Source organism: Halomonas rhizosphaerae, from assembly GCF_030010555.1.
Lineage (GTDB): Bacteria > Pseudomonadota > Gammaproteobacteria > Pseudomonadales > Halomonadaceae > Halomonas > Halomonas rhizosphaerae.
Genome location: NZ_JASCQP010000007.1, coordinates 164489 through 185663 on the forward strand (window position 1 = coordinate 164489; position 21175 = coordinate 185663).

Here is a 21175-nt window from a genome sequence, read left to right on the forward strand (position 1 = left end):
CGCTATGACTCAAGGAGTAACAAGAACCCGGCCAGAAGGCCGGGTTTGTGGTATTACTTTTTGTATTTCAACAAGATGGCGGTTTCTGCGTGAGGGGTGAGATCACCGCGCGCGGGCCCTGGCTGCACATCACTGGTGCAGGGCGGCATCGAAATGCACGGCGGTGTGGCACTCGTGCAGGGTGCGGACATCGAGCGAACGCCCCCTGTCGTGCAGGTGGGTGTGCAACGCCTCGGCGATCCGGCCCATGGCCTCGACGTCGGGGCGCAGGAGGTCGCCACCGTAGAGGCGCTGGCGAATGGGGCCCTTCCCCTCGGGCAGGCTGCCGAGATGGCTGACCGAGCGATCCAGGTAAGGCGGCAGCGCCAGCCAGTCTCGGGCCTGGCGACGGTGGTCTGGGGTCTCGGCGAGCCAGTCGCCGGCGTTTTTCAGCGCGCGCAGCAGGGCGCCGAGCGTGGCCGGGTAGCGTCGTGCCCAGGAGCGGGTCACGCCCAATACCTTCTCGGGGTGGTCGGGCCACAGCTGGGCGCCGCTGGCCACCAGCCGGCCGACCCCCTCGTGCTCGGCGAGGCTGCCCCAGGGTTCGCCGACGCAGAAACCGTCGATCTGCCCCTCGCGCAGGGCGGCAACCATGCGCGGCGGTGGCAGGGCGATCAGGTCGACGTCACGATCGGCGGCGAGCCCGCCCAGGGCCAGCCAATCGCGCAGCAGGAAATGCTGGCAGGAGAAGGGGTAGACCATGGCCAGGCGGGGCCGCGCCACGTGGGGATGGCGGGCCAGCCACTCGCCCAGGGCGCGGGCGCTGCCCGCCGGGTCGTCGCCCAGTGCCGCACCGCTCTGCTCACACAGCCGCGAGGAGAGCACGAGGGTGTTGCCGTTATGGCTGAGGGTGGCGGGTGCCAGGGTGTCGCAGGGGGCGCGTTCCATGCCCAGGCTCATGGCGAGCGGCAGGGGCGCGAGCATGTGAGCGCCGTCGAGCAGGCCGGCCGCGACCTTGTCGCGCAGCGTCGACCAGGCGTTCTCCCGTGACAGCGTGACCTCCAGGCCCTGCTCGGTGAAGAAGCCCTGCTCCCGGGCCACGATCAGCAGAACCGCATCGACCAGCGGGATGAAGCCGAGCGTCAGATGCTCGAGTTCCGGTGTCGTGGCAGACGACATGGTGGTGTCCCTCATGACAATGACCCCTTGTCCAGGTGCTCCAGGATATCGATGACGCTGTCGGCCACCTTGGCGATGCGCTGGCCACGGTCCATGGCGATCTTGCGCAGCATACGGTAGGCCTGCTCCTCGTCGCAGTCCTGGTGCTTCATCAAGAGTCCCTTGGCGCGCTCGATGCGCTTGCGGTCGCTGAGCTGGTTGCGCACCTTGTCGAGCTCCTGGCGCATCGATTGAAAGGCGTCGAAGCGGGCGATGGCGACCTCGATGATCGCCTTGACCCGGCCGGGGACCAGGCCGTCGACCACGTAGGCGCTGACCCCGGACTCGAGCGCCGCCTGCATGGTCTCGGGGTCGTGCTGGTCGGCGAAGAACACCACTGGACGGGGGTTCTCGCGGTTGAGTATCGCCATGCTGTCGAGGGTGTCGCGGTCGGGCGATTCCATATCGATGATCACCACGTCGGGTTGGTGACGGGCGACCATCTCGTTGAGGCTGGCCGGGCCTTGGAGCCGACAGGCCACTTCGTGACCTTCCTGGGCCAGGGCCTCCTCGACCATGGCGGCGCGCACGAGTTCGTCGTCGACCAGCAGGATCTTCAGGGGTGGGGGCATGGTGACATCGCTCGTCGTTTGGCGTCTGACCCACCTGCAAGCAAGATGCATTCCAGATTCGCCTTTTGCCGGCGGGGGAGCCGCCCTGGCGGTGCGGCGACACCCCGGGGCGTCTCATGCTGCACTGCAGTGGTGCGGGCACTTGCCCGGGTGCGTCGCGACTGGTGCAGGCGGGGCGCCCATGACGCGCTGCGAGCGTCCCGCCGGGCAGGGCAACCGATCAAGATGACGAGGGTTTTCGTGGCCTGGCACATGGCTTGCTTGGGGTAAAAGCAACAACCGGGGGTGGCCAGGTGGTCATCCCCGCGGCAGACGGCAACGACGCCCACCTGCGCCTTCCCATCCGGGACGACGCGGTGGGCGTCTTCGTTTGGCCGCCCATTCCCGGCTAGCCTCGAGGAGGTCGACATGCAACAGGCCCGAACCACCTGCCCCTACTGTGGCGTCGGCTGTGGCGTTCTGGCCCAGGTGGACGACGAGCAGATGATCCACGTGGAGGGCGATGCCCAGCACCCGGCCAACTACGGACGCCTGTGCGTGAAGGGCTCTGCACTGCACGAGACGCTGGGAGGGCACGGCCGGCTGACCCGACCTCGGGTCGACGGCGCAGAGGTCGACTGGGACACCGCGCTGGAGAGCGTGGCCACTCGCCTGGCGGCCATCCGCGAGGCGCAGGGGGCGTCGGCGATCGGTGCCTATCTCTCCGGGCAGCTGCTCACCGAGGACTACTACGTCGCCAACAAGCTGTTCAAGGGCTTCGTCGGCACGCCGCATCTCGACACCAACTCGCGGCTGTGCATGGCCTCGGCGGTGACCGCCCACAAGCGCGCCTTCGGCGCCGACGCCGTGCCGTGCTGCTACGAGGACCTGGATGAGGCCGAACTGGTGGTGCTGGTGGGGTCCAACCTGGCCTGGAACCACCCGGTGCTCTACCAGCGCCTCAAGGCCGCCAAGACCCGCAACCCGCTGCTGCGCGTGGTGGTGGTCGACCCCCGCGTCACCGATAGCTGCGAGATCGCCGACCTCTACCTGGGCCTGGCGCCGGGGAGCGACGGCCGGCTATTCACCGGCCTGCTGGCCCGGATGGCCGACACCGGCAGGCTCGACCGGGTCTATCTCGACCGCCACGCCGCCGGCCTCGAGGAGGCGCTGGCCGCGGCGCAGGAGGAGGACACCACGGTGGAGGGAATCGCCGCCGACTGTGACCTCGACCCGGAACGGCTGGAGACCTTCTACTACTGGTTCACCACCCAACTGCATGTGGTGACGCTCTTCTCCCAGGGCATCAACCAATCCTCCAGCGGCACCGACAAGGGCAATGCCATCATCAACTGCCACCTGGCGGGCGGCAAGATCGGCCTGCCCGGCGCCGGGCCCTTCTCGATCACCGGCCAGCCCAACGCCATGGGGGGGCGCGAGGTGGGCGGGCTGGCCAACCAGCTCGCCGCCCACATGGACTACGACACGCCCGGCGCCATCGACCGTGTCACGCGTTTCTGGACCACGCCGGGCCTGGTGCCGACCCTGCCCGAGGGGCCCGGCCACAAGGCGGTGGCGCTCTTCGAGGCCATCGAGCGTGGCGAGGTGCAGGCGGTGTGGATCATGGGCACCAACCCGGCGGTGAGCCTGCCCGATGCCAATCGCGTGCGCCGCGCCCTCGAGCGCTGCCCGCTGGTGATCGTTTCCGAATGCGCGGCCGCCACCGACCTGCTGCCCTACGCCGATATCGTGCTGCCGGCCTCCGGCTGGTCCGAGAAGGATGGCACCGTGACCAACTCCGAGCGCTGCATCTCGCGCCAGCGCGGCCTCCTGCCGCCGCCGGGAGAGGCACGCCACGACTGGTGGATCCTGATCGAGGTGGCCAGGCGCCTGGGGTTCGGCGAGGCCTTTGCCTACGCCCATCCCGCCGAGATCTTCGACGAGCACGCGTGTCTTTCGGGTTTCGAAAACGATGGGAGCCGGCTGTTCGATATCTCCGCCCTGGCCGGCCTCGACCGTGCCGCCTATGACGCCCTGGCCCCCATCCAGTGGCCGGTGACGACCGACGCTCCCCATGGTACCGCCCGACTGTTCGAGGCGGGTCGCTTCGCCACCCCGGATGGGCGAGCCAGGCTGGTGCCGGTGCGGCCACGCGGCCCCGCGCAGACCCTCGATCCGGCACGTCCGCTGCGCCTCAATACCGGCCGGGTGCGCGACCAGTGGCACACCATGACGCGCACCGGCCGCGCCCCGCGGCTGATGAATCACCGCGCCGAGCCCTTCATCGAGGTGCACCCGGACGATGCCGCCTCCTATGGCATCGGGGACCAGCAGCTGGCGCGGCTCGTCGGCGCCGGCGGCGACTATGTCGGCCGGGTACGCCTCTCCCGGGCCCAGCGCCGCGGCGAGCTCTTCGTGCCCATTCACTGGACCGACCAGTTCAGCGGCCGGGCGCGCATGGGCGCCCTGCTCGAGCCACACGCCGACCCGCTGTCGGGCCAGCCGGAATCCAAGCACGGCGCCGTGTCCCTCGCGCCCCTGGGCTGTACCTGGGAAGCGACCCTGCTGGTTGCCGATGACCTGGCCGTCGAGCCGAGCTGGTGTGGGGAGGTCGACTACTGGGCGCGCATCCCCCTGGCCCGGGCGCAGCGCTGGCAGCTGGCCGGCGGCGCGGCGAGCGACTGGCTGGCCTGGGCCGCCCGGCGGCTGGGGGTGGCGGCGTCGCTGTGGTGTGACGACCCGGCCCAGGGCCGTCTGCGGGCGGCGGGCCTCGAGGAGGGGCGTCTGCGCTGGTGGCTGATGGTGGGGCCGCCGGCCGAGCTGCCCGGCCTGGCCTGGCTCGATGCGCGCTTTACCGAGGCGGCGAGCGGCGAGGCGCTGTCCACCGGGCAGAGGCGTCGGCTGCTGGCCGGCTGCGATGACGGGGCCGGCGACAGCGGGCCATTGGTCTGCAGCTGTCATCAGGTGGGGCAGGGGACCATCGTCGCCGCCATCCGCGAGGGGGAGACCAGCGTCGAGGCGCTGGGCGCCCGTCTCGCCTGCGGCACCCAGTGCGGCAGCTGCATTCCCGAACTCAAGTCCCTGATCGAAGAACGTGCCGAAGAGGAGGGGAGCCATGCGCGCGTCAAGCCGCAACCCGACGCCATCGATGTCGCTTGAGCCGGCAACCAGGGCGTGCATGCCGCTGGCGCGTCTCGCCCAGGGGACTGGCCGCCGGCTCGCCGAGCGGTTCGGCAGCGCTGCGCGTCGCGTGGACGGGCCGCGGGAAGGCGATTGCCCTAGCGGAACCGTCTATCTGGTGGGCGCCGGCAGCGGGGCGGCCGACCTGTTGACGCTGCGCGCCGCCCGGCTGCTGGGCCAGGCCGATGCCGTGGTCTACGACCGCCTGGTCGGGGATGAGGTGCTGGCACTGATTCCCGCCGGACGGGAGCGCCACGACGTGGGCAAGGCCCGCGGCCACCATAGCGTCCCCCAGGCCGAGATCGGCGAGCTATTGGTCAGGCTGGCACGTCAGGGCAAGTCGGTGGTGCGCCTCAAGGGCGGGGACCCCGGCGTGTTCGGGCGCATGGGGGAGGAACTCGCCGCCCTGGGTGAGGCCGGCATCCCGGCCGAGGTCGTGCCCGGCATCACCGCCGCCTCGGCGGCCTGTGCCGCCATGGGCATCCCGCTCACCGATCGCGCCCATGCCCAGCAGTTGCGTTTCGTCACGGCCCAGCACTGCCGGGAAGACGGCGAGCCCGACTGGGCCTCGCTGGCCTGCCGGGACGAGACCCTGGTGTTCTATATGGGACTTAGCAAGGTGTCGGCGATCTGTGAGGGGCTGCGTGGGGCGGGACTTCCCGACGACTGGCCGGTGATGCTGGTGGCCAATGCCAGCCTGGCCGACCAGCGCTTTCTGATCGGTGAGCTCGCCGACATGCCGGCCAGGCTTGCCGCCGAACCGCTGCCCTCGCCCTGCCTGATCGTGGTGGGCAGCGTGGTGCGGATGGTGGCCTCCACACCAGCAGGACATTCAGGGCAGCGTGACAGGGCGTCAAGGCACGAGACAGTAGGCAGTTGATGCATGCCTGGCCGGGCGGATCATGCGCTGAGTACGTCATTGCGGCCTCGCGCCTTGGCTTCATAGCTTGCCGCATCGGCGCGGTTGACCACGTCATCGATGGCCTGGTCCGCCCGCTGGAAGTCGCTGACGCCGATGCTGACCGTCACCCGCCAGGTTCGGCCGTGCTGTTCCAGGCCAAGGTCCATGATTCGCGCCCGCAGCGATTCGGCGATATGCATGGCCCGGGTCAGCTCGCAGCCCGGCAGCAGCATGGCGAACTCATCGCCGCCCTGGCGAGCGGCATGGTCACTGCTGCGGGTCTCCGCGCCCATCGCGGCGGCTACCTGCTGGAGCATCGCGTCGCCCAGGGCGTGACCGCCCTCGTCGTTGATGCGCTTGAAATGGTCCAGGTCGAACAGCAGCACGGCCGAGGGGGTACCGACCTTCTGCCACTCGGTGAAGGCCTCCTCCAGCCGGCGCTCGAAGCCGCGGCGGTTGAGCAGCCCGGTCAGCGGATCATGCTCCGCTTCCCAGCGGCGCAGGGCATCCTCGTGCTGGCGCTGGGTGATATCGCGCACGGCCCCCACCAGGCCGATGAACTCGCCGTCCACGCTAATCGCGTTGGTGTGCACGTCCAGCCAGATCGGCTCCTCGTTCTCGCCGCAGTAGCGGAATTGGCGATCGAAATCCTGATGGTGGTGGAGGCAGGCCTGCCAGGCCTCTACCACCGGGGCGCGGTCCTCCTCGTGAATGTGCCGGGCCCAGGTCGCAAGTCGGATCGGCGGTGTGATGCCCAGCAACCGCTTCAACGCCTGGTTGACGAAGGTCAGCTGGCCAAGGGTGTCGGTGACGAACATGCCCTGGGGCGAGGCGGCGAGGATGCCCTTCAGGAGGGCCCGGCGCTGCTGCAGGTCTTCCAGCGTTTCCAGCCGTTGCTGCTCCACCTCGTTGAAGACATCGATGACACGGCGAAGCTCCGTCATCCGGGTGGGAATCTCCAGCACGCGTCTGCGCCCGAGGCTCAGTTCCTTGATCTGCTTTGCCAGACGCGTCAGCGGTCGCAGGGCCAGCCAGATCAGCGCGCCCATCATCGGCAGCAGCAGGCCCAGGGCCCACCAGGCCTGGCGGGTGATGCGTTCCATCACGTTGGTCAGCGGGGCATACACCTGGTCGAGGGGCAGGTAGACACCCACCACCCAGTCGGCGGGCCAGATCTGCCGATAGGCCTTGAGAGCCTCGCCGCCCTGGCGTAGCTCCCCGCGAGCCTCGCCCTCCCAGCCCAGCAGGGCATGCTCGAGGCGGGGATCGCCCTCCGCCTCGGTGATGTCCGTCATGTCATGGCGTTGCTCGGGGTGGTAGAGCAGCCGGCCCGATGCCGTGGCCACCACCACATGGCCGGCCTCGCCGAGTCGCAGCCGATCGAATCCCTCGAACAACTCGCTGCCGTCGACTTCCACCAGCCCGCCCAGAAAGCCGGCGTAGCGTCCTTGCGCGTCTCGACGCGGCACCAGCATCATGACCATCGGCTGGCCGGAGAGCGCACCGATGAAGGGCTCGCTGACATGGGGGCGCTGCACGGCTTGCATGAAACGTGCGTAGGCCCGGTCGTTGACGTCCTTGCCGGCCCGGCCCGGCACTCTGGGCCAGTCATCGACGACCGCGTTCTCGGCATCCACGACCACCAGGCCATCGAACAGGGTGAGCAGGGCCTCATGGCGTCCCGTTGCCAGGGTGCCTGGTGAGGCCTCGGGCAGCGTGCCGGCCAGGCGTTCGAGTGCCTCGAGGCGCTGGTCGACCTGGTGGGTAATGGCATTGCGGATGAGGTCGGCCTCATAGCGCAGGTGGACCCGGTTGGTCTCCTCGACCAGCAGGGTGCCGGACTGCCAGCCGAAGCTCAGCAGGAGCAGCGACAGCAGGAACCACACCACCGCGACGCCCAGCAGCAGGCGGCCGCGCAGAGAGAGGAGATGTCGCCGCAGGGCGGCTGTCAGAGGCTTGACGATCTTCAGGCTTATACCGCTAATGTTTTTGTCGCCATCTCTGTAATGACGAGGCCATACGTTTGTATTAGCGAGCATGATGCCAGCCCAGGAGGCAGGCTCCAATACCCGTTGCCTTTCGCCGTCGTTCCTTCCGGCTCTCAACGCTTCAGGTCATCCAGGAGCCGGGTGATATCCAGCAGCGTCTCGCCCTGACCCAGGAATAGAGGCACGGCAGGCGGGGCTTGTCAGTGGACGGGCGATGTTTGCGTGAGGCGCATTCGCTGGCCACCTGCAGGCCGGTGGCCACCCGGTTCACCCGCTGTCTGCCCGAGCAGGGTCACGACGAAGTGGTGCAGATGCCGCCGCCACTGGCAGGAGTCCTCCGCCTCCAGGCACTCGAGGGTAGGTAGCCTTTGCCAGCAGGCCGGGCGGCTCATCCCGGGCGGTGCGTGTCAAACGCCTCATCATCGTGTGATGCTCAATCCGTGTTGCTTGAGTTTCCTCACGACACTGGGCTGGCTGATGTTGAGCCGCTCGGCGATGGCATACGTCGAGGAGAGCGTCATGCAGAGCTCAGCCAGGATGCCGTGCTCGAAGCGGTTTAAGGCGTCCTTCAGGCCCTCTTCCTCGCGCAAGGGGGATGGCCGAGCCGGTTCCGCGCGGTCTTCAACGGGCGCGGCTTCCTGTTGCCTTGCTGCAAGGAGTCCGGGCGAGGCTGATCCCTTGGCATCGATGACATCATCGCTGGACAGCCAGGCCCGCTCCAGCCAGTTCTCCAGCTCCCGCACGTTGCCAGGCCAGTCCTGGCTCATCAACGACTGCCAGCTGCTGCGAGCGAGAAGTTTCTCCTTGCCATAGCGGCGATTGAGCCGCTTCAGCTGGCGCTCTACCAGGCCGGGAATATCCTCGCGGCGCTCACGCAGTGGCGGGAGGGTGACCGGAATAACGTTCAGCCGGTAGTAAAGGTCCAGGCGAAACGACCCTTCTTCCACCCGTCGGCTGAGGTCCTGGTTGGTGGCGACCACCAGGCGGAAGTCGACGCGGCGGGACTGGTTGTCGCCCAGACGAGAAATGCGCCCATCCTGGATGGCCTTCAACAGCTTCGTCTGCACCCCCAGGGGGAGCTCGCCGATCTCGTCGAGAAAGAGGGTGCCGCCCGCGGCCTGCTCGATCAGCCCGATGCGTCCGCCGGGAGCGGCCCCGCTGAAGGCCCCGGCACGGTAGCCGAACATCTCCGCCTCGAACAGGCTTTCGGGTATGGCGGCGCAGTTGACGTCGACGAAGGGGCCATCGCAGCGCGAGCCCCAGCGGTGCAGCTGGCGGGCAAAGGCCGTCTTGCCGACGCCGGACTCACCGAGCATCATCACGGTCGCGTCCGTGGGAGCCACCCGGCGTAGCAGCAGTGCCACCTCCCGCATCAGCGGGCTTTTCACCTCCAGTTCATCGAGCACTTCCTCCAGCGCTGTCTCATCACCCTCCAGTGCCTGGCTGCGCTTCAGGTGGTCGCTGAAGCGCTTTTGGAGCAGCGCGTATTCCTGCTGCAGCAGCTGAAGGTCGGTGAGGTCCATGGAGCGGCTGACCACGGCGACCAGCTTCCCGTCTTCGAAGACCGGATGGGCCTGAGCAATCACCCGGCGTCCGGTACCGGTACGCTGAACAAGTTGTGCCGGTTGACCAGTGCGGATCACTTCCATGCTGATCGACGGGTTCAACACCCCGTCGGCTTCGAGCCGCTGCACGGTGCTGGCCCGGAGCTCTTCGCAGGAGATGCCGTAGACCGCGGCGGCACTGGGGCTCACATAGCGCACCTTCCCGTCGGCATCGACCACGAAGAAGTGGTCATGTGCGGTGTCGACGATGGTTCTGAGGATGAGGGTATCGATGGTGCCCATATGCCCGGCCTTTGATTCATGAATGCATCAATGATTCATTATCGCATCATTGTCGGGCCGGAAGTGATCCACTTTTGAATCAAGATCCCCCTATAGGCCCCAAAACGGGTTTGGCATGGTTCCTGCAAAACAGCATGCAGAGCGCTTGGCGCTTTCATCACTGACCAGGAAACCAGAGGACGTCCGCATGAGTGAGTTCAATCAGCCCCTGGGTGGTAACGAGATGCCGCGATTTGGCGGGCCTGCCACCATGATGCGCCTGCCGACCCAGCAGAGCGCCGAGGGCCTGGATGCCGCCTTCATCGGTATTCCGATGGACATCGGCACCTCCAACCGCCCGGGTACCCGCCTGGGCCCTCGCCAGATTCGTGATGAGTCGCGGATGCTGCGTCCCTACAACATGGCGACTCGGGCGGCACCCTTCGATAGCCTCCAGGTCGCGGATATCGGCGATGTGCCGATCAACACCTTCAACCTCCCCAAGAACCTGGACATCATCTCCGGCTTCTATGACCGGGTGCTGGCCCACGGCTGTGCCCCTCTGACGCTGGGTGGCGATCACACCCTGACCTGGCCGGTGCTGCGCGCCATCGCGAAGAAGCACGGCCCGGTCGGCCTGATCCACGTCGATGCCCATGCCGACATCAACGACCACATGTTCGGCGAGGAGGTGGCCCATGGCTGCCCGTTCCGCCGCGCCCAGGAAGAGGGCCTGCTGGATAGCCAGCGTGTGATCCAGATCGGCCTGCGGGGTACCGGCTATGCCGCGGAAGACTTCGACTGGTGCCGCGAGCAGGGCTTTCGGGTCGTGCAGGCCGAGGAGTGCTGGTACAGGTCGCTCGCGCCGCTGATGGCAGAGGTGCGAGAGCAGATGGGCGATGGGCCGGTCTACATCTCCTTCGATATCGATGCCCTCGATCCCTCCGTCGCGCCGGGTACCGGCACCGTCGAGATGGGCGGCCTGACCGCTCAGCAGGGGCTGGAGATCGTGCGCGGCGCGGCGGGGCTCAACGTGGTGGGTGGCGACCTGGTCGAGGTGGCACCGCCCTATGACCCGAGCGGCAATACCGCACTGATGGGCGCCACGCTCCTGTACGAGATGCTCTGTGTGCTGCCGGGCGTCAAGCGCCGCGATTGAAGCCTCCGGCCTGGGGTCAGGCCGACCATAGATTCAGACAATGACAACTTAAGCTGAGGTACTCCATGTCATCCTCTCTCGACAGCTCCGATAACATTGCACTCGAGGGTGCCCCACTGTCCCGGCACGGGCTGATCAAGTTCCTGGTGCCATCGCTGATCGGCGTGCTGCTGTTCCTGGTGCCCTTCTCGGTGGGCGATACCATCAACATCGGCATGGGGTTCGCCGCCGATGGGCTCAAGGCCCTGCTGGGCGGCGCCCTGCCTGCCATTGCCACGGTGGTTCTATGCCTGTCCGTGGTACTGACGCTGGTGGTCAAGTTCACCCAGCCAGGCTGGGCGCGAGAGGGCATGCTCAGGGAACTGTTCGACGTGGCGCCGCTATGGGTCGCGATGCGGGCGCTGGGTGCGCTCTTCGCCTTGATGACCTACTTTCAGGCCGGCCCCGAGTTCGTTACCGCCTCCTTCACCGGTGGCGTGATGCTCAACGACCTGGCGCCGGTACTGCTGACCTTCTTCTTCTTTGCCGCCATCCTGCTGCCATTCCTGGTCGACTTCGGGTTCATGGAGTTCATCGGCAGCCTGCTACGCACCCCCTTCCGGTGGATCTTCGGGCTGCCGGGACGCAGTGCCATCGATGCCACCGCCTCCTGGATGGGGTCGGGGACCGTGGGGGTGCTGATCACCACTCAGCAGTACGAGAAGGGCTTCTATAACTGTCGCGAGGCGGCGGCCATCGCCACCAACTTCTCCATCGTCTCCATTGCCTTCGCGATTCTGGTGACCAGCTTCATCGGCATCAATCACCTCTTTGTCCCCTTTTACCTGACGGTGGTCGTCGCCGGCCTGGTGGCGGCCGTGATCGTGCCTCGCCTGCCGCCGCTGTCGCGCAAGCCCAATTCCTACTATGAGCCGGTCGGCTGTCAGCTGCAGGAGGAGCGCACTGGCGACCAGGGGCTGTTGCGCTATAGCCTGGGCATGGCCGTGGCCCGCGCGGAGAAGGCCCCCGGCCCTCGGCAACTGGTGCGCATCGCCCTGTTCAACGTCGCCGATATCTTCTTTGGCCTGCTGCCGCTGGTCATCGCCATCGGCACCGTGGCGCTGATCCTGGCCGAGTTCACGCCGCTGTTCACCTGGGTGTCGATGCCCATGGTGCCAGTACTGGAGTGGATGGGCCTGCCGGAGGCCGAGGCCGCGGCCCCTGCCACCCTGGTGGGCTTCGCCGACATGTTCCTGCCGGCGGTGCTGGGCAGCAACATCGAAAGCGAGCTGACGCGCTTCGTGATCGCCTGCCTGTCGCTGACCCAGCTGGTCTATATGTCGGAGATCGGCGCGCTTCTGCTGAAGTCCAAGATCCCGCTGAAGCTCTGGGAGCTACTGGCGATCTTCCTGATCCGCACCGCCATCACCCTGCCGATCATCGTCGTCATGGCCCACTGGCTGGTGGGATGAGGGGCCTCCAAATGACCTGTGCAGAACTGCTCATTCAACTGCTGCGAGACACCTATGGCGTGGACACCGTCTTCGGTATCCCCGGCGTCCACACTGTCGAACTCTATCGCGGGCTGGACGGGGGCGCAGCAGCCAACGGCATCCGGCATGTCACCCCGCGCCACGAACAGGGCGCGGGCTTCATGGCCGATGGCTATGCCAGGGCCACTGGCCGGCCGGGAGTGTGCTTCATCATCACCGGCCCCGGCATGACCAACATCGCCACGGCCATGGGCCAGGCGTTGGCCGACTCCGTCCCGATGCTGGTGATCTCCAGCGTCAACCGCCGCGATACGCTGGGGCGCGGTCAGGGACGCCTGCACGAACTGCCCGGTCAGCAGCAGCTGATGGCTGGCCTATCCCGCTTCAGTCATACCCTGCTCGACCCCGACGGCTTGCCCGAGGCACTGGCCAGGGCCTTTGCGGTGTTCGAGGGGGGGCGGCCGGGGCCGGTGCATATCGAGATCCCCATCGACCTCTTCGATGCGACGGTTGACGAGCCAGGAAGTCGGCGGCACCCGTCACTGGCCAGTGCCTCCCCGGACCCCGAGGCCCTGGAGAGGGCCGGTGACTGGCTGGCAGCGGCGAGGCGCCCGCTGGTGCTGCTGGGTGGCGGCTGCGTCAAGGAGCCGGAGGCGGCAAGGGCGCTGGTAGAAGCCCTGGATGCCCCGACGGTCACCACGATCAATGCCAAGGGGCTGCTGGGCATCGACCATCCACTGGATCTGGGCGCCAATGCCTCCCTGCCAGCCGTGCGTGAACTGGCAAGAGAGGCCGACGTGGTGCTCGCCATCGGCACGGAGCTGGGCGAGACCGATTACGATGTTGTCTTCGACGGCGGCTTCTCCCTTTCCGGGCGGCTGATCCGTGTGGATATCGACCCCGAGCAGCTGGCCAGAAACCAGGCGGCGGAACTGGCCATGGTGGCGGATGCCGGACCCACCCTTAAGGCCCTGGCCAGGCGTTTTGGCGAGACTCCCCGCCAGCGAGACGGCGTGGAAAGGGCTCGGGCTGCTCGGGAGGCACTGGGACTGGCGCAGGACCCGGCCTTCGCGCCCTATGTGCCGCTGTTCGACACCCTCCGTGACACCCTGCCGGAGGCCATCCTGGTCGGTGACTCCTGTGCCACCACCTACGCCGCCAACCACCTGGTGGCACAGCCGGCGCCACGGCGTTTCTTCAACGCCTCGACCGGCTACGGCACCCTCGGATACGGCCTGCCTGCCGCCATGGGAGCGAGTCTTGGGCAGCCCGAGTTGCCGGTCGTAGCGCTGGTCGGTGACGGCGGCATCATGTTCACGCTGACCGAGCTGGCCTGTGCGGTGGAAGAGGGGCTGCCGGTGGTAGTGCTGCTGTGGCACAACCAGGGCTATGAAGAGATCCGCCGCTACATGGATAGCGCGGATGTCCCGCGGTTGGGGGTGGATATCCAGTCGCCGGACTTTCAGATGCTGGCCGCCGGATTCGGTTGCGCCGCTCGTCGCGTTGGTGATGCGGAGGCGCTGGCCGAGGCAATCCGTGGTCGACCCCAGCAAGGGCCGTTGCTGATCGAGATCGATGCGGACGCCTGGAATGCCTCGCTGCAGGAATAGCGTCCCACCGTCCAAGAACCCCACTGCGAGAGAGTCACCCGTGCAACAGCTGACACGACAATTTATCGACAACCGCTGGGTCGAGAGTGCCGGCCAGCGCCGTCTGCCCGTCACCGACCCTTACCGCCAGGAGACAATCGCCGAGGTCACCGCCGGCGATCCCACCGACGTGGACGCCGCAGTGGCCGCTGCCCGCGGCGCGCTGCCGGCCTGGCAGGCGCTGGACGGGAGGCGTCGTGGCGCTTTTCTCCAGGCCTTCGCTGATGCCCTGGTGGCGCGCCGGGACGCGCTGATGCGGCTGTCCGCCCGCAACAATGGCAAGGCCCTGGCCGAGGCGGGCATCGACCTGGACGATGCCATCGCCTGTTACCGCTACTATGCCGGACAGGCTGCCGAACTGGAGCTGCGGCAGGGGCGCATCGTCGAACATGGCCTTGACGGCATCCGGGCCCAGACCTACGAAGACCCCATCGGGGTGGTGGGCCTGATCACCCCCTGGAATTTTCCGCTGGTGACCAGCGCCTGGAAGATTGCGCCGGCCCTGGCGGCGGGATGCACGATCGTCTTCAAGCCCTCCGAGGTCACACCGCTGCCCGAGCAGGCGCTGGCCGAGATCGCCGAGGCCGTTGGCTTGCCCGACGGGGTGCTCAACCTGGTGCACGGCGACGGCGAAGGCATCGGGGCGCCTTTGACCACCCACCCCGGCGTCGACAAGTTCTCCTTCACTGGCAGCAATGCGGTGGGAGAGATGGTGATGCGTGCGGCAGCCGAGGGCGTCCGTAACGTCTCCCTGGAGCTGGGCGGCAAGTCCCCCATCCTGGTGCTGGATGATGCCGAGGTCGAGCAGGCTGCCGACTGGGTGATGGCGGGCATCTACTTCAACTCCGGTCAGATCTGCTCCGCCACCTCTCGCCTGATCGTCCATGACGCCCTCGCCGAGTCGCTCTATGCGGCCCTGGGTAAGCGCATCGACGCCATTCGCCTGGGGGACCCCCTGGCCGACGACACGGACATGGGGCCGATGAGCAGTGCTCGCCAGCGGGAAGCCGTCGAGTGCTACCTGGCGATGGCCCGAGAGGAGGGGCTGGTTGCCGTGCGTGATGGTCGCCATCGCCAGCTGCCCGAGCGCGGCGAGTTCGTCGCGCCGACGCTCTATCGTGATGTTCCGGTCGAGAGCCGCCTGTGGCAGGAGGAGATCTTCGGGCCGGTACTCTGTGGTCGAAGCGTCGCCAGCGATGAAGAGGCCGTCGAGCTCGCCAACGCCAGCCCGTTCGGCCTGGCGGCCACGGTGGTCGCCGGTGATGTCGAGCGCGCCAGGCAGGTTGGCCTGCGGCTGCGGGCGGGCACCATATGGGTCAACAGCGAGCAGCTGGTGATGCCGGAAGCCAGTTGGGGCGGCTTCGGGATCAGCGGCATCGGCCGCGAGCTGGGGCCCTGGGGGCTGGCGGAGTACCTCCAGGTGAAGCACCTCATCGGGCCCGAGGGAGGCACGCACGCTTGACCATGCTCCTCTGGGGGCCGCCGAGCGTCGCGCAGCGGCGCCCATGGCTGCTCTGTCCGACCTTAAGGCACTGCTGAAGCGAGAGGGCTCAGCGGGTATGAGGCCGGAGCCCTGCTTGCCTCACGATCGAATACGAAGAGCGCTCTAGAATTACTGCCCCTTCGTAACCGGGGGATCGATTGACCCTAATCCTGCAACTGCCGGATCCGGGGTAATCGACCCTCCGGGATCATGCACCTTCTCAACCCGGGGCGACTCACTTGGCCAGGGCGGGGGTATCCGATGGACGCGGAACTATACTGTTCCTGTTCGCCGCGTGCTGGGGCCTGCGCCCAAGAGTCGGGTAAGCGGTGGGCGCCTTGTCGGGAGGCATCACCCGGGACGTCGGGAGGTGACATGTCGGATATCCAGGTGGCCGTGCTGCTGGGCGATCCCCGTCTTCCTTATGCCTATGCCGTCGGTGGCGGCTTCGGCGAGGAGGAACTGGCCGCGGTCGAGCATCTACGCGATGCCCTCGCGCGACTCCGGGGGTACCGTTTCACCTACCTCGACGACCACGAGACCTGGATTGACGATCTGCGGGCCGTTTCCCCTGACCTGGCACTCAACCTCTGCGATACGGGCTTCCGCAACGACTGGGAGCTGGAGCGCGACGTACCTGCGCTCCTGGAGATCCTGGGGATTCCCTATACCGGCGCCGACCCCATGGGCATCAGTCTCACCACCGACAAGGCCCTGGTGCGAGCCCTGGCAGCGGGGCAGGGCATTCCCGTCCCCAACGAGACCTACGTGGACCTGAGCGCGGCCCCGCTGGTCTTGCCGGCCATCTACCCTTGCCTGATAAAGCCAAACAGCAGCGGTGGCAGCTTCGGCATCACTCGAGACTGCGTGGTGCGGGATGTCAGGGAAGCAGAGGCCTACCTGCGCTGGCTAGCGGAGCAGCCCGGTGTCGTCGATGCGCTGATCCAGGACTTCCTCACCGGCCCGGAGTATACCGTGGGGCTGGTAGGCAACAGTGCGAGCGGTTTCACGGTGCTGCCGCCGCTGGAGATCGACTACTCGGCGCTGGATCCCGGTCTGCCACCCATTCTGACTTACGGCTCCAAGGCCGATCCCGACTCGCCGTACTGGGAGAAGCTCAGTTTCCGCCGGGCCGAGATCGATGACGTCATCTGGAGTCAGCTTGTTGACCATTCGGTCAAATTATTCCGCCGCTTGGGGCTGCGCGACTATGCGCGTATCGACTTCCGCGAGGGCGAGGATGGCCAGCCGCGATTGCTGGACGTCAACACCAACCCGACCTGGTACTGGGACGGAAAGCTGGCGCTGATGGCCAAGTGGGCGGGCTATTCCTACCATGAGCTGCTTCAGCTGATCCTCGAGGCGGCGATTACCCGCCATGGCCTTCGCCGTCCTGCCTGAGTCAGGTCACAGCAACCGGCGCACGATCTCCTCGTCCCAGTCCCGGCGCGCGAAGAGCGCGTCGCCCTCGTAGGCCTTCAGCACGCCGCGGATCCGGAAGCTCCGTGAGGTGGCGGTCAGGCTGGTGCGGCATTCCAGACGGGTGGACCAGGTGCCTCGCTGGTGGGTGGTGGTCTGCTCGACCGTCACTTCGGCCGTTTCAGGGTCGTAGTCGTGGATACGGTAGGTCTTGGCGAGGGTATAGCCGACCGTCAGGTCGATGTCTTCGATCCGCGCCAGCGCGGCATCGCCGAAGTCGCCGCCGGTGGTGGCGATCCGGTAGGTCGACATGCCGGTGGTCAGGTCGCGTTCCACCCGGCGCTGGAAGGGGGCCACCTTGAGGGTGGTCATCTCCGGCATGGGCCCGCGTTCCGGGGGATCGAAGGGCCGCAGGTCGGTGTCCTCGGGACGGGGCGGTCGTTCCGGCAGTGTCAGCTGGCTGATCCCGGTATGCAGCGTCAGGTTGACCGGTGCCGGTGCCGGCCAGATCACCGGCCAGTAGCTGGTCGAGATCGCCAGCCGGATGGTGTGGCCGGGCGCGAAGGCATAGGCGATGTCGTTGAGCTTCACCTCCACGCGATAGCAATGCCCCGGCTCCAGGGGGGTGGGATCCTCGCAACTGTCGCGTTGGGTGAGGTTGAGCAGGCCGTAGCTCACCCGCGCCGAGGCGCCGTCCGGGGCGACGTCATTGAGGCGCACGATGACGTAGGCCACCGGCCGGTCCACCGACAGCTTGAGCGAGACGTAGGGGGCACCGAGGATCTCGAGGCGCTGGTCAAGGGGATCCGAGTCGAAGACCAGGGACTTGCCGTCGTCTTCCCGCTGGTCGATGGGCGCCTCGCCCTCAGACCCGAAGCCGTACCAGTCGCCGGCCCCCAGGCCGGTGGTCTGGGGCGAGGCGATGCGCATGCGGTCCTCGCCATCGGCCTTCTCGCCCAGCGACAGCACGTTCAGGTGCAGCGTTTTCGGCTGGATTTTCGGCGAGGGCCAATGCGTCTCCGCCACCCAGCGGCCCGGACGCTCGGCATACATCGGGGCGGGCGGGACGTATTCCTCCATCCAGACTCGCAGCAGGGGCTCGTCCATGATCCCGGTGTTAAGGCCCTTCAGCCAGTGGTCCCACCAGCGCAGGGCCTCCTGGAAGAAGCCGATCGCCGGGCCGGGCAGGGCGGCGTGGGGGAAGGCATGTGACCAGGGGCCGATCAGTCCCTTGCACGGCGCCTTCAGCCCGGCCAGCAGACGGGGAATGGCGTTGACGTAGCCATCGGCCCAGCCCCCCACCGCGTACACCGGGCAGGTCACCGCGTCGAAGTCCTCGCAGACCGAGCCGTGCCGCCAATAGGCGTCCCGGTGGGGATGGCGCATCCACACCAGGGGGTAGAAGGGCACCTGCTCGATGCGATGTTTCCACTGGGTGCGCCATTGTGCTCCGACGATGTCGGGATCCGGCGGGGTCGTGGCACACGAGAGCAGCACGGACCCCCAGCCGAGGTTCTCGTTGAGCAGACAGCCGCCCTGGTAGTGGACATCGTCGCTGTAGCGGTCGTCGGTGGAACACATGGTGATGATGGCCTTGAGCGGGGCCGGCCGCAGGGCCGCCACCTGCAGCGCGTTGAAGCCGCCCCAGGAGATGCCCATCATGCCGACTCGTCCGTTGCACCAGGGCTGGCCGGCCAACCAGTCGATGGCCTCCACGGCGTCGTCGAGTTCCTGCGGGAGGTACTCGTCCAGCATCAGGCCGTCCGAGTCGCCGCTGCCGCGCAGGTCCAGGCGCACGCAGGCATAGCCATGCCCGGCGAAATAGCGGTGCAACGGCTCGTCGCGCAGGCGGGTGAAGTCACGCTTGCGGTAGGGCATGTACTCCAGGATGGCCGGCACCGGCTCGGATTCCGCGTCGGTGGGCCGCCAGATCCGGGCCGCCAGTCGCGTCCCGTCAGCCATCGGGATCCAGACATTCTCGATGACGCGGACCTCACGGGGAAAATCCTCGACGATCTTCATGGCGCTTCCCTCTGGGCGCACCGTCAGCGATGGTGCTTGCTGAAGCATATACGACGACGGCAAACCCGGCGTCCGGTCGTGTTGCGCCGCCGACCGGATCAGGGGGCGCGACGCGCCTCATGGCGGTGAGGGTATATGCTGAAGCATGTCGGTGAGGGCCAGGCCGGTGTCGGGGTCGCGATGCGGGATGTTGGGGGAGAAGCGGGGATGGCGGATGCACAGCAGGACGACGTGACGGTCATCGAGAATGCCTGGATCCCCATGCCGGATGGCGCCCGGCTGGCGGCCAAGCTCTGGCTGCCGGCGGTTGCCGAGTCGGTCGGCGTGCCCGCGGTCCTCGAGTACATTCCCTACCGCAAGCGGGACTTTCGGGCGACCCGGGACAGCCAGATCCACGGCCACTTCGCCCGGCACGGCTATGCCGCGGTCCGGGTGGACCTGCGCGGCAGCGGCGACTCGGACGGCGTGCTCCATGACGAATACCTGTCCCAGGAGCTGGAGGATGGCGTCGAGGTGATCCGCTGGATCGCCGCCCAGCCCTGGTGCAATGGCCGGGTCGGGATGATCGGCATCTCCTGGGGCGGCTTCAACGGCCTGCAGATCGCCGCCCTGCAACCCCCCGAACTGCAGGCCGTGATCACCGTTTGCTCCTCGGACGATCGCTACACCGACGATGTCCATTACATGGGCGGCTGCCTGCTCACCGACAACCTCTCCTGGGCCTCGGTGATGCTCTCCTACAACGCCTGCCCCCCGGACCCGATCATCGTCGGTGAGCGCTGGCGCGAGCTGTGGCAGCGGCGGCTGGAGCACAGCGGGCTCTGGTTGAAGACCTGGCTGGACCACCAGCGACGGGATGCCTACTGGCGCCACGCTTCGGTCTGCGAGGACTTCGCGGCGATCCGCTGTCCAGTGTTCGCCGTCAGCGGCTGGGCCGATGGCTACTGCAACACGGTGTTCCGGCTGATCCACCACCTGAAGGTGCCACGCAAGGGGCTGGTCGGGCCCTGGAACCACAAGTATCCCCACCTGGGTGGGCCCGGTCCCTCCATCAACTTCCTCGACGAGTGCCTGCGCTGGTGGGATCGGTGGCTGAAGGATTGCGATAACGGCGTGGATGGGGAGCCCCTGTTAAGGGCCTGGATGCAGGACAGCGTCTCGCCGATCAGCGACGACCGTCCGGGGCGCTGGGTTGCCGAAATGCAGTGGCCCAGCCGACGTTTGCGGCCGCGGGTCTATGCACTGTCACGGGAAGGCCTGGTTGCCGATGCTCCCGCCGGGGAAGACCCCTTGTCGATCCGTAGCCCGCTGAGCGTAGGGTTGTTCGCTGGCAAGTGGTGCAGTTACGCGGAGAGCACCGACCTGCCCACCGATCAGCGCCTGGAGGATGGCGGCTCGCTGTGCTTCGATACGGCATCGCTCGCCCAGGATATCGAGATCCTCGGCGAGCCCGTGGTGGAACTCGAGCTGTCGGCGGACCAGCCCCAGGCGATGGTCGCCGTTCGGCTCTCCGATATCGGCCCCGACGGCACCGTCACCCTGGTGACCTACGGGCTGTGCAACCTCAGCCATCGCCATGGCCACGACTGTCCCGAGCCGCTCCTGCCCGGCGAGACTTGCCGGGTCACGGTCCGTCTCAACCACGTCGCCCAGTGTTTCCCCGCGGGCAACCGCATTCGGGTGGCGATCTCCTCCTCATACTGGCCGCTTGCCTGGCCGTCGCCGTGCCCGGCGACGCTGACGCTCCATCCTCGAGGCTGCAGCTTGACCCTGCCTCAGCGTCCCTTACGCGCCGCGGATAAGACACTGGCTGACCTTGGCGAACCCCGCATGGCGCCGGGCCCGGCCACCACCCTGTTGGTGCCGGCTCACCGGGAGTGGACGGTGCTCTTCAACCTGGCTACCAACGAGGCCACGCTCGGGGTCATCGACAACGATGGCAGCTGGCGTCTCGACGACCTCGGCCTTACGCTCGGCTATGACGTCACCGAGCGTTACACCCAGGCCAACGACGACTACGCCACGGTTAGTGGCGAGGTCATCAATCGACGAATGTTCGAGCGTGGCGGCTGGCGGGTGGATATCGTCACCCGCACGGTGATGACCAGCACGGCGACCCATTTCCATCTCAACGCCACCCTGGATGCCTACGAAGGCGACGAGCGGGTCTTCTCCCGTACCTGGAACGAAGTCATTCCCCGCGACCATCTGTGAGCTTCGCCAGGTGAAGCGTCCACGACCGGACGCTGGAACCCCTTTGTTCCTGCGTGTGACCAGATGGTGCTCACGCTGCGCCTACTCTGGGCGCCGCTTCTGAGAGCCGCTTTT

General features: G+C 67.3%; 13 protein-coding genes. 8 read left to right on the forward strand and 5 right to left on the reverse strand.

The features are described from left to right. Window positions 1–129: 129 nt before the first annotated feature. Window positions 130–1158: a CmpA/NrtA family ABC transporter substrate-binding protein gene (locus QLQ83_RS02495; protein WP_282733990.1), complete on the reverse strand. Its 1029-nt coding sequence runs from the start codon at window positions 1156–1158 to the stop codon at window positions 130–132. A gap of 11 nt (window positions 1159–1169) precedes the next feature. Then, complete coding sequence (locus tag QLQ83_RS02500; RefSeq protein ID WP_282733991.1) at window positions 1170–1769, reverse strand: ANTAR domain-containing response regulator; 600 nt, start codon at window positions 1767–1769, stop codon at window positions 1170–1172. A 408-nt stretch (window positions 1770–2177) separates the two neighbouring features. On the opposite strand from QLQ83_RS02500, the gene QLQ83_RS02505 reads away from it, so the two are divergent. Together QLQ83_RS02505 and cobA are read left to right on the forward strand one after the other, a co-directional pair. Then, entirely contained in the window at window positions 2178–4907 is a 2730-nt protein-coding gene (locus tag QLQ83_RS02505; RefSeq protein WP_282733992.1) for a nitrate reductase, read from the forward strand. After that, a complete protein-coding gene (gene cobA, locus QLQ83_RS02510; RefSeq protein ID WP_282733993.1) occupies window positions 4864–5808 on the forward strand; it encodes a uroporphyrinogen-III C-methyltransferase in 945 nt (314 codons plus the stop codon). The genes QLQ83_RS02505 and cobA overlap by 44 nt, the downstream gene beginning before the upstream one ends. Window positions 5809–5828: 20 nt before the next feature. Here cobA and QLQ83_RS02515 read toward each other — a convergent pair whose 3' ends face one another. Beyond that, window positions 5829–7715 carry a sensor domain-containing diguanylate cyclase gene (locus QLQ83_RS02515; protein WP_282733994.1) on the reverse strand — a complete coding sequence of 629 codons (1887 nt, stop codon included), beginning with the start codon at window positions 7713–7715 and terminating at the stop codon, window positions 5829–5831. A gap of 521 nt (window positions 7716–8236) precedes the next feature. Further along, a complete protein-coding gene (locus QLQ83_RS02520; RefSeq protein ID WP_282733995.1) occupies window positions 8237–9664 on the reverse strand; it encodes a sigma-54 interaction domain-containing protein in 1428 nt (475 codons plus the stop codon). A gap of 187 nt (window positions 9665–9851) precedes the next feature. Between QLQ83_RS02520 and speB the strand changes: the two genes are divergently transcribed. From speB to QLQ83_RS02545, 5 genes are all read left to right on the forward strand, one after another. Then, window positions 9852–10802 carry an agmatinase gene (gene speB, locus QLQ83_RS02525; RefSeq protein ID WP_282733996.1) on the forward strand — a complete coding sequence of 317 codons (951 nt, stop codon included), beginning with the start codon at window positions 9852–9854 and terminating at the stop codon, window positions 10800–10802. 65 nt (window positions 10803–10867) lie between these two features. After that, entirely contained in the window at window positions 10868–12253 is a 1386-nt protein-coding gene (locus QLQ83_RS02530; RefSeq protein ID WP_282733997.1) for a YjiH family protein, read from the forward strand. An 11-nt stretch (window positions 12254–12264) separates the two neighbouring features. Further along, entirely contained in the window at window positions 12265–13884 is a 1620-nt protein-coding gene (locus QLQ83_RS02535) for a 5-guanidino-2-oxopentanoate decarboxylase (RefSeq protein ID WP_282733998.1), read from the forward strand. A 40-nt stretch (window positions 13885–13924) separates the two neighbouring features. Further along, window positions 13925–15385 carry an aldehyde dehydrogenase family protein gene (locus QLQ83_RS02540; protein ID WP_282733999.1) on the forward strand — a complete coding sequence of 487 codons (1461 nt, stop codon included), beginning with the start codon at window positions 13925–13927 and terminating at the stop codon, window positions 15383–15385. Window positions 15386–15781: 396 nt separating this feature from the next. Then, window positions 15782–16807: a D-alanine--D-alanine ligase family protein gene (locus QLQ83_RS02545; RefSeq protein WP_282734000.1), complete on the forward strand. Its 1026-nt coding sequence runs from the start codon at window positions 15782–15784 to the stop codon at window positions 16805–16807. A gap of 6 nt (window positions 16808–16813) precedes the next feature. Here the strand turns inward: QLQ83_RS02545 and QLQ83_RS02550 are convergent, their stop codons facing one another. After that, window positions 16814–18847: a CocE/NonD family hydrolase gene (locus tag QLQ83_RS02550; RefSeq protein ID WP_282734001.1), complete on the reverse strand. Its 2034-nt coding sequence runs from the start codon at window positions 18845–18847 to the stop codon at window positions 16814–16816. Window positions 18848–19054: 207 nt separating this feature from the next. Here QLQ83_RS02550 and QLQ83_RS02555 point away from each other — a divergent pair, with 207 nt between their 5' ends. Continuing rightward, window positions 19055–21061: a CocE/NonD family hydrolase gene (locus QLQ83_RS02555; RefSeq protein WP_282734002.1), complete on the forward strand. Its 2007-nt coding sequence runs from the start codon at window positions 19055–19057 to the stop codon at window positions 21059–21061. The last annotated feature ends 114 nt before the right edge of the window (window positions 21062–21175 follow it).

What these genes read in the sequence shown, in the direction of transcription:
- QLQ83_RS02535 (WP_282733998.1), top strand. Translation starts at nt 12,265, where the DNA reads ATGACCTGTGCAGAACTGCTCATTCAACTGCTGCGAGACACCTATGGC.
- QLQ83_RS02505 (WP_282733992.1), top strand. Translation starts at nt 2,178, where the DNA reads ATGCAACAGGCCCGAACCACCTGCCCCTACTGTGGCGTCGGCTGTGGC.
- QLQ83_RS02520 (WP_282733995.1), bottom strand. Translation starts at nt 9,664, where the DNA reads ATGGGCACCATCGATACCCTCATCCTCAGAACCATCGTCGACACCGCA.
- QLQ83_RS02545 (WP_282734000.1), top strand. Translation starts at nt 15,782, where the DNA reads ATGTCGGATATCCAGGTGGCCGTGCTGCTGGGCGATCCCCGTCTTCCT.
- QLQ83_RS02530 (WP_282733997.1), top strand. Translation starts at nt 10,868, where the DNA reads ATGTCATCCTCTCTCGACAGCTCCGATAACATTGCACTCGAGGGTGCC.
- speB (WP_282733996.1), top strand. Translation starts at nt 9,852, where the DNA reads ATGAGTGAGTTCAATCAGCCCCTGGGTGGTAACGAGATGCCGCGATTT.
- QLQ83_RS02550 (WP_282734001.1), bottom strand. Translation starts at nt 18,847, where the DNA reads ATGAAGATCGTCGAGGATTTTCCCCGTGAGGTCCGCGTCATCGAGAAT.
- cobA (WP_282733993.1), top strand. Translation starts at nt 4,864, where the DNA reads ATGCGCGCGTCAAGCCGCAACCCGACGCCATCGATGTCGCTTGAGCCG.
- QLQ83_RS02555 (WP_282734002.1), top strand. Translation starts at nt 19,055, where the DNA reads ATGGCGGATGCACAGCAGGACGACGTGACGGTCATCGAGAATGCCTGG.
- QLQ83_RS02500 (WP_282733991.1), bottom strand. Translation starts at nt 1,769, where the DNA reads ATGCCCCCACCCCTGAAGATCCTGCTGGTCGACGACGAACTCGTGCGC.
- QLQ83_RS02495 (WP_282733990.1), bottom strand. Translation starts at nt 1,158, where the DNA reads ATGTCGTCTGCCACGACACCGGAACTCGAGCATCTGACGCTCGGCTTC.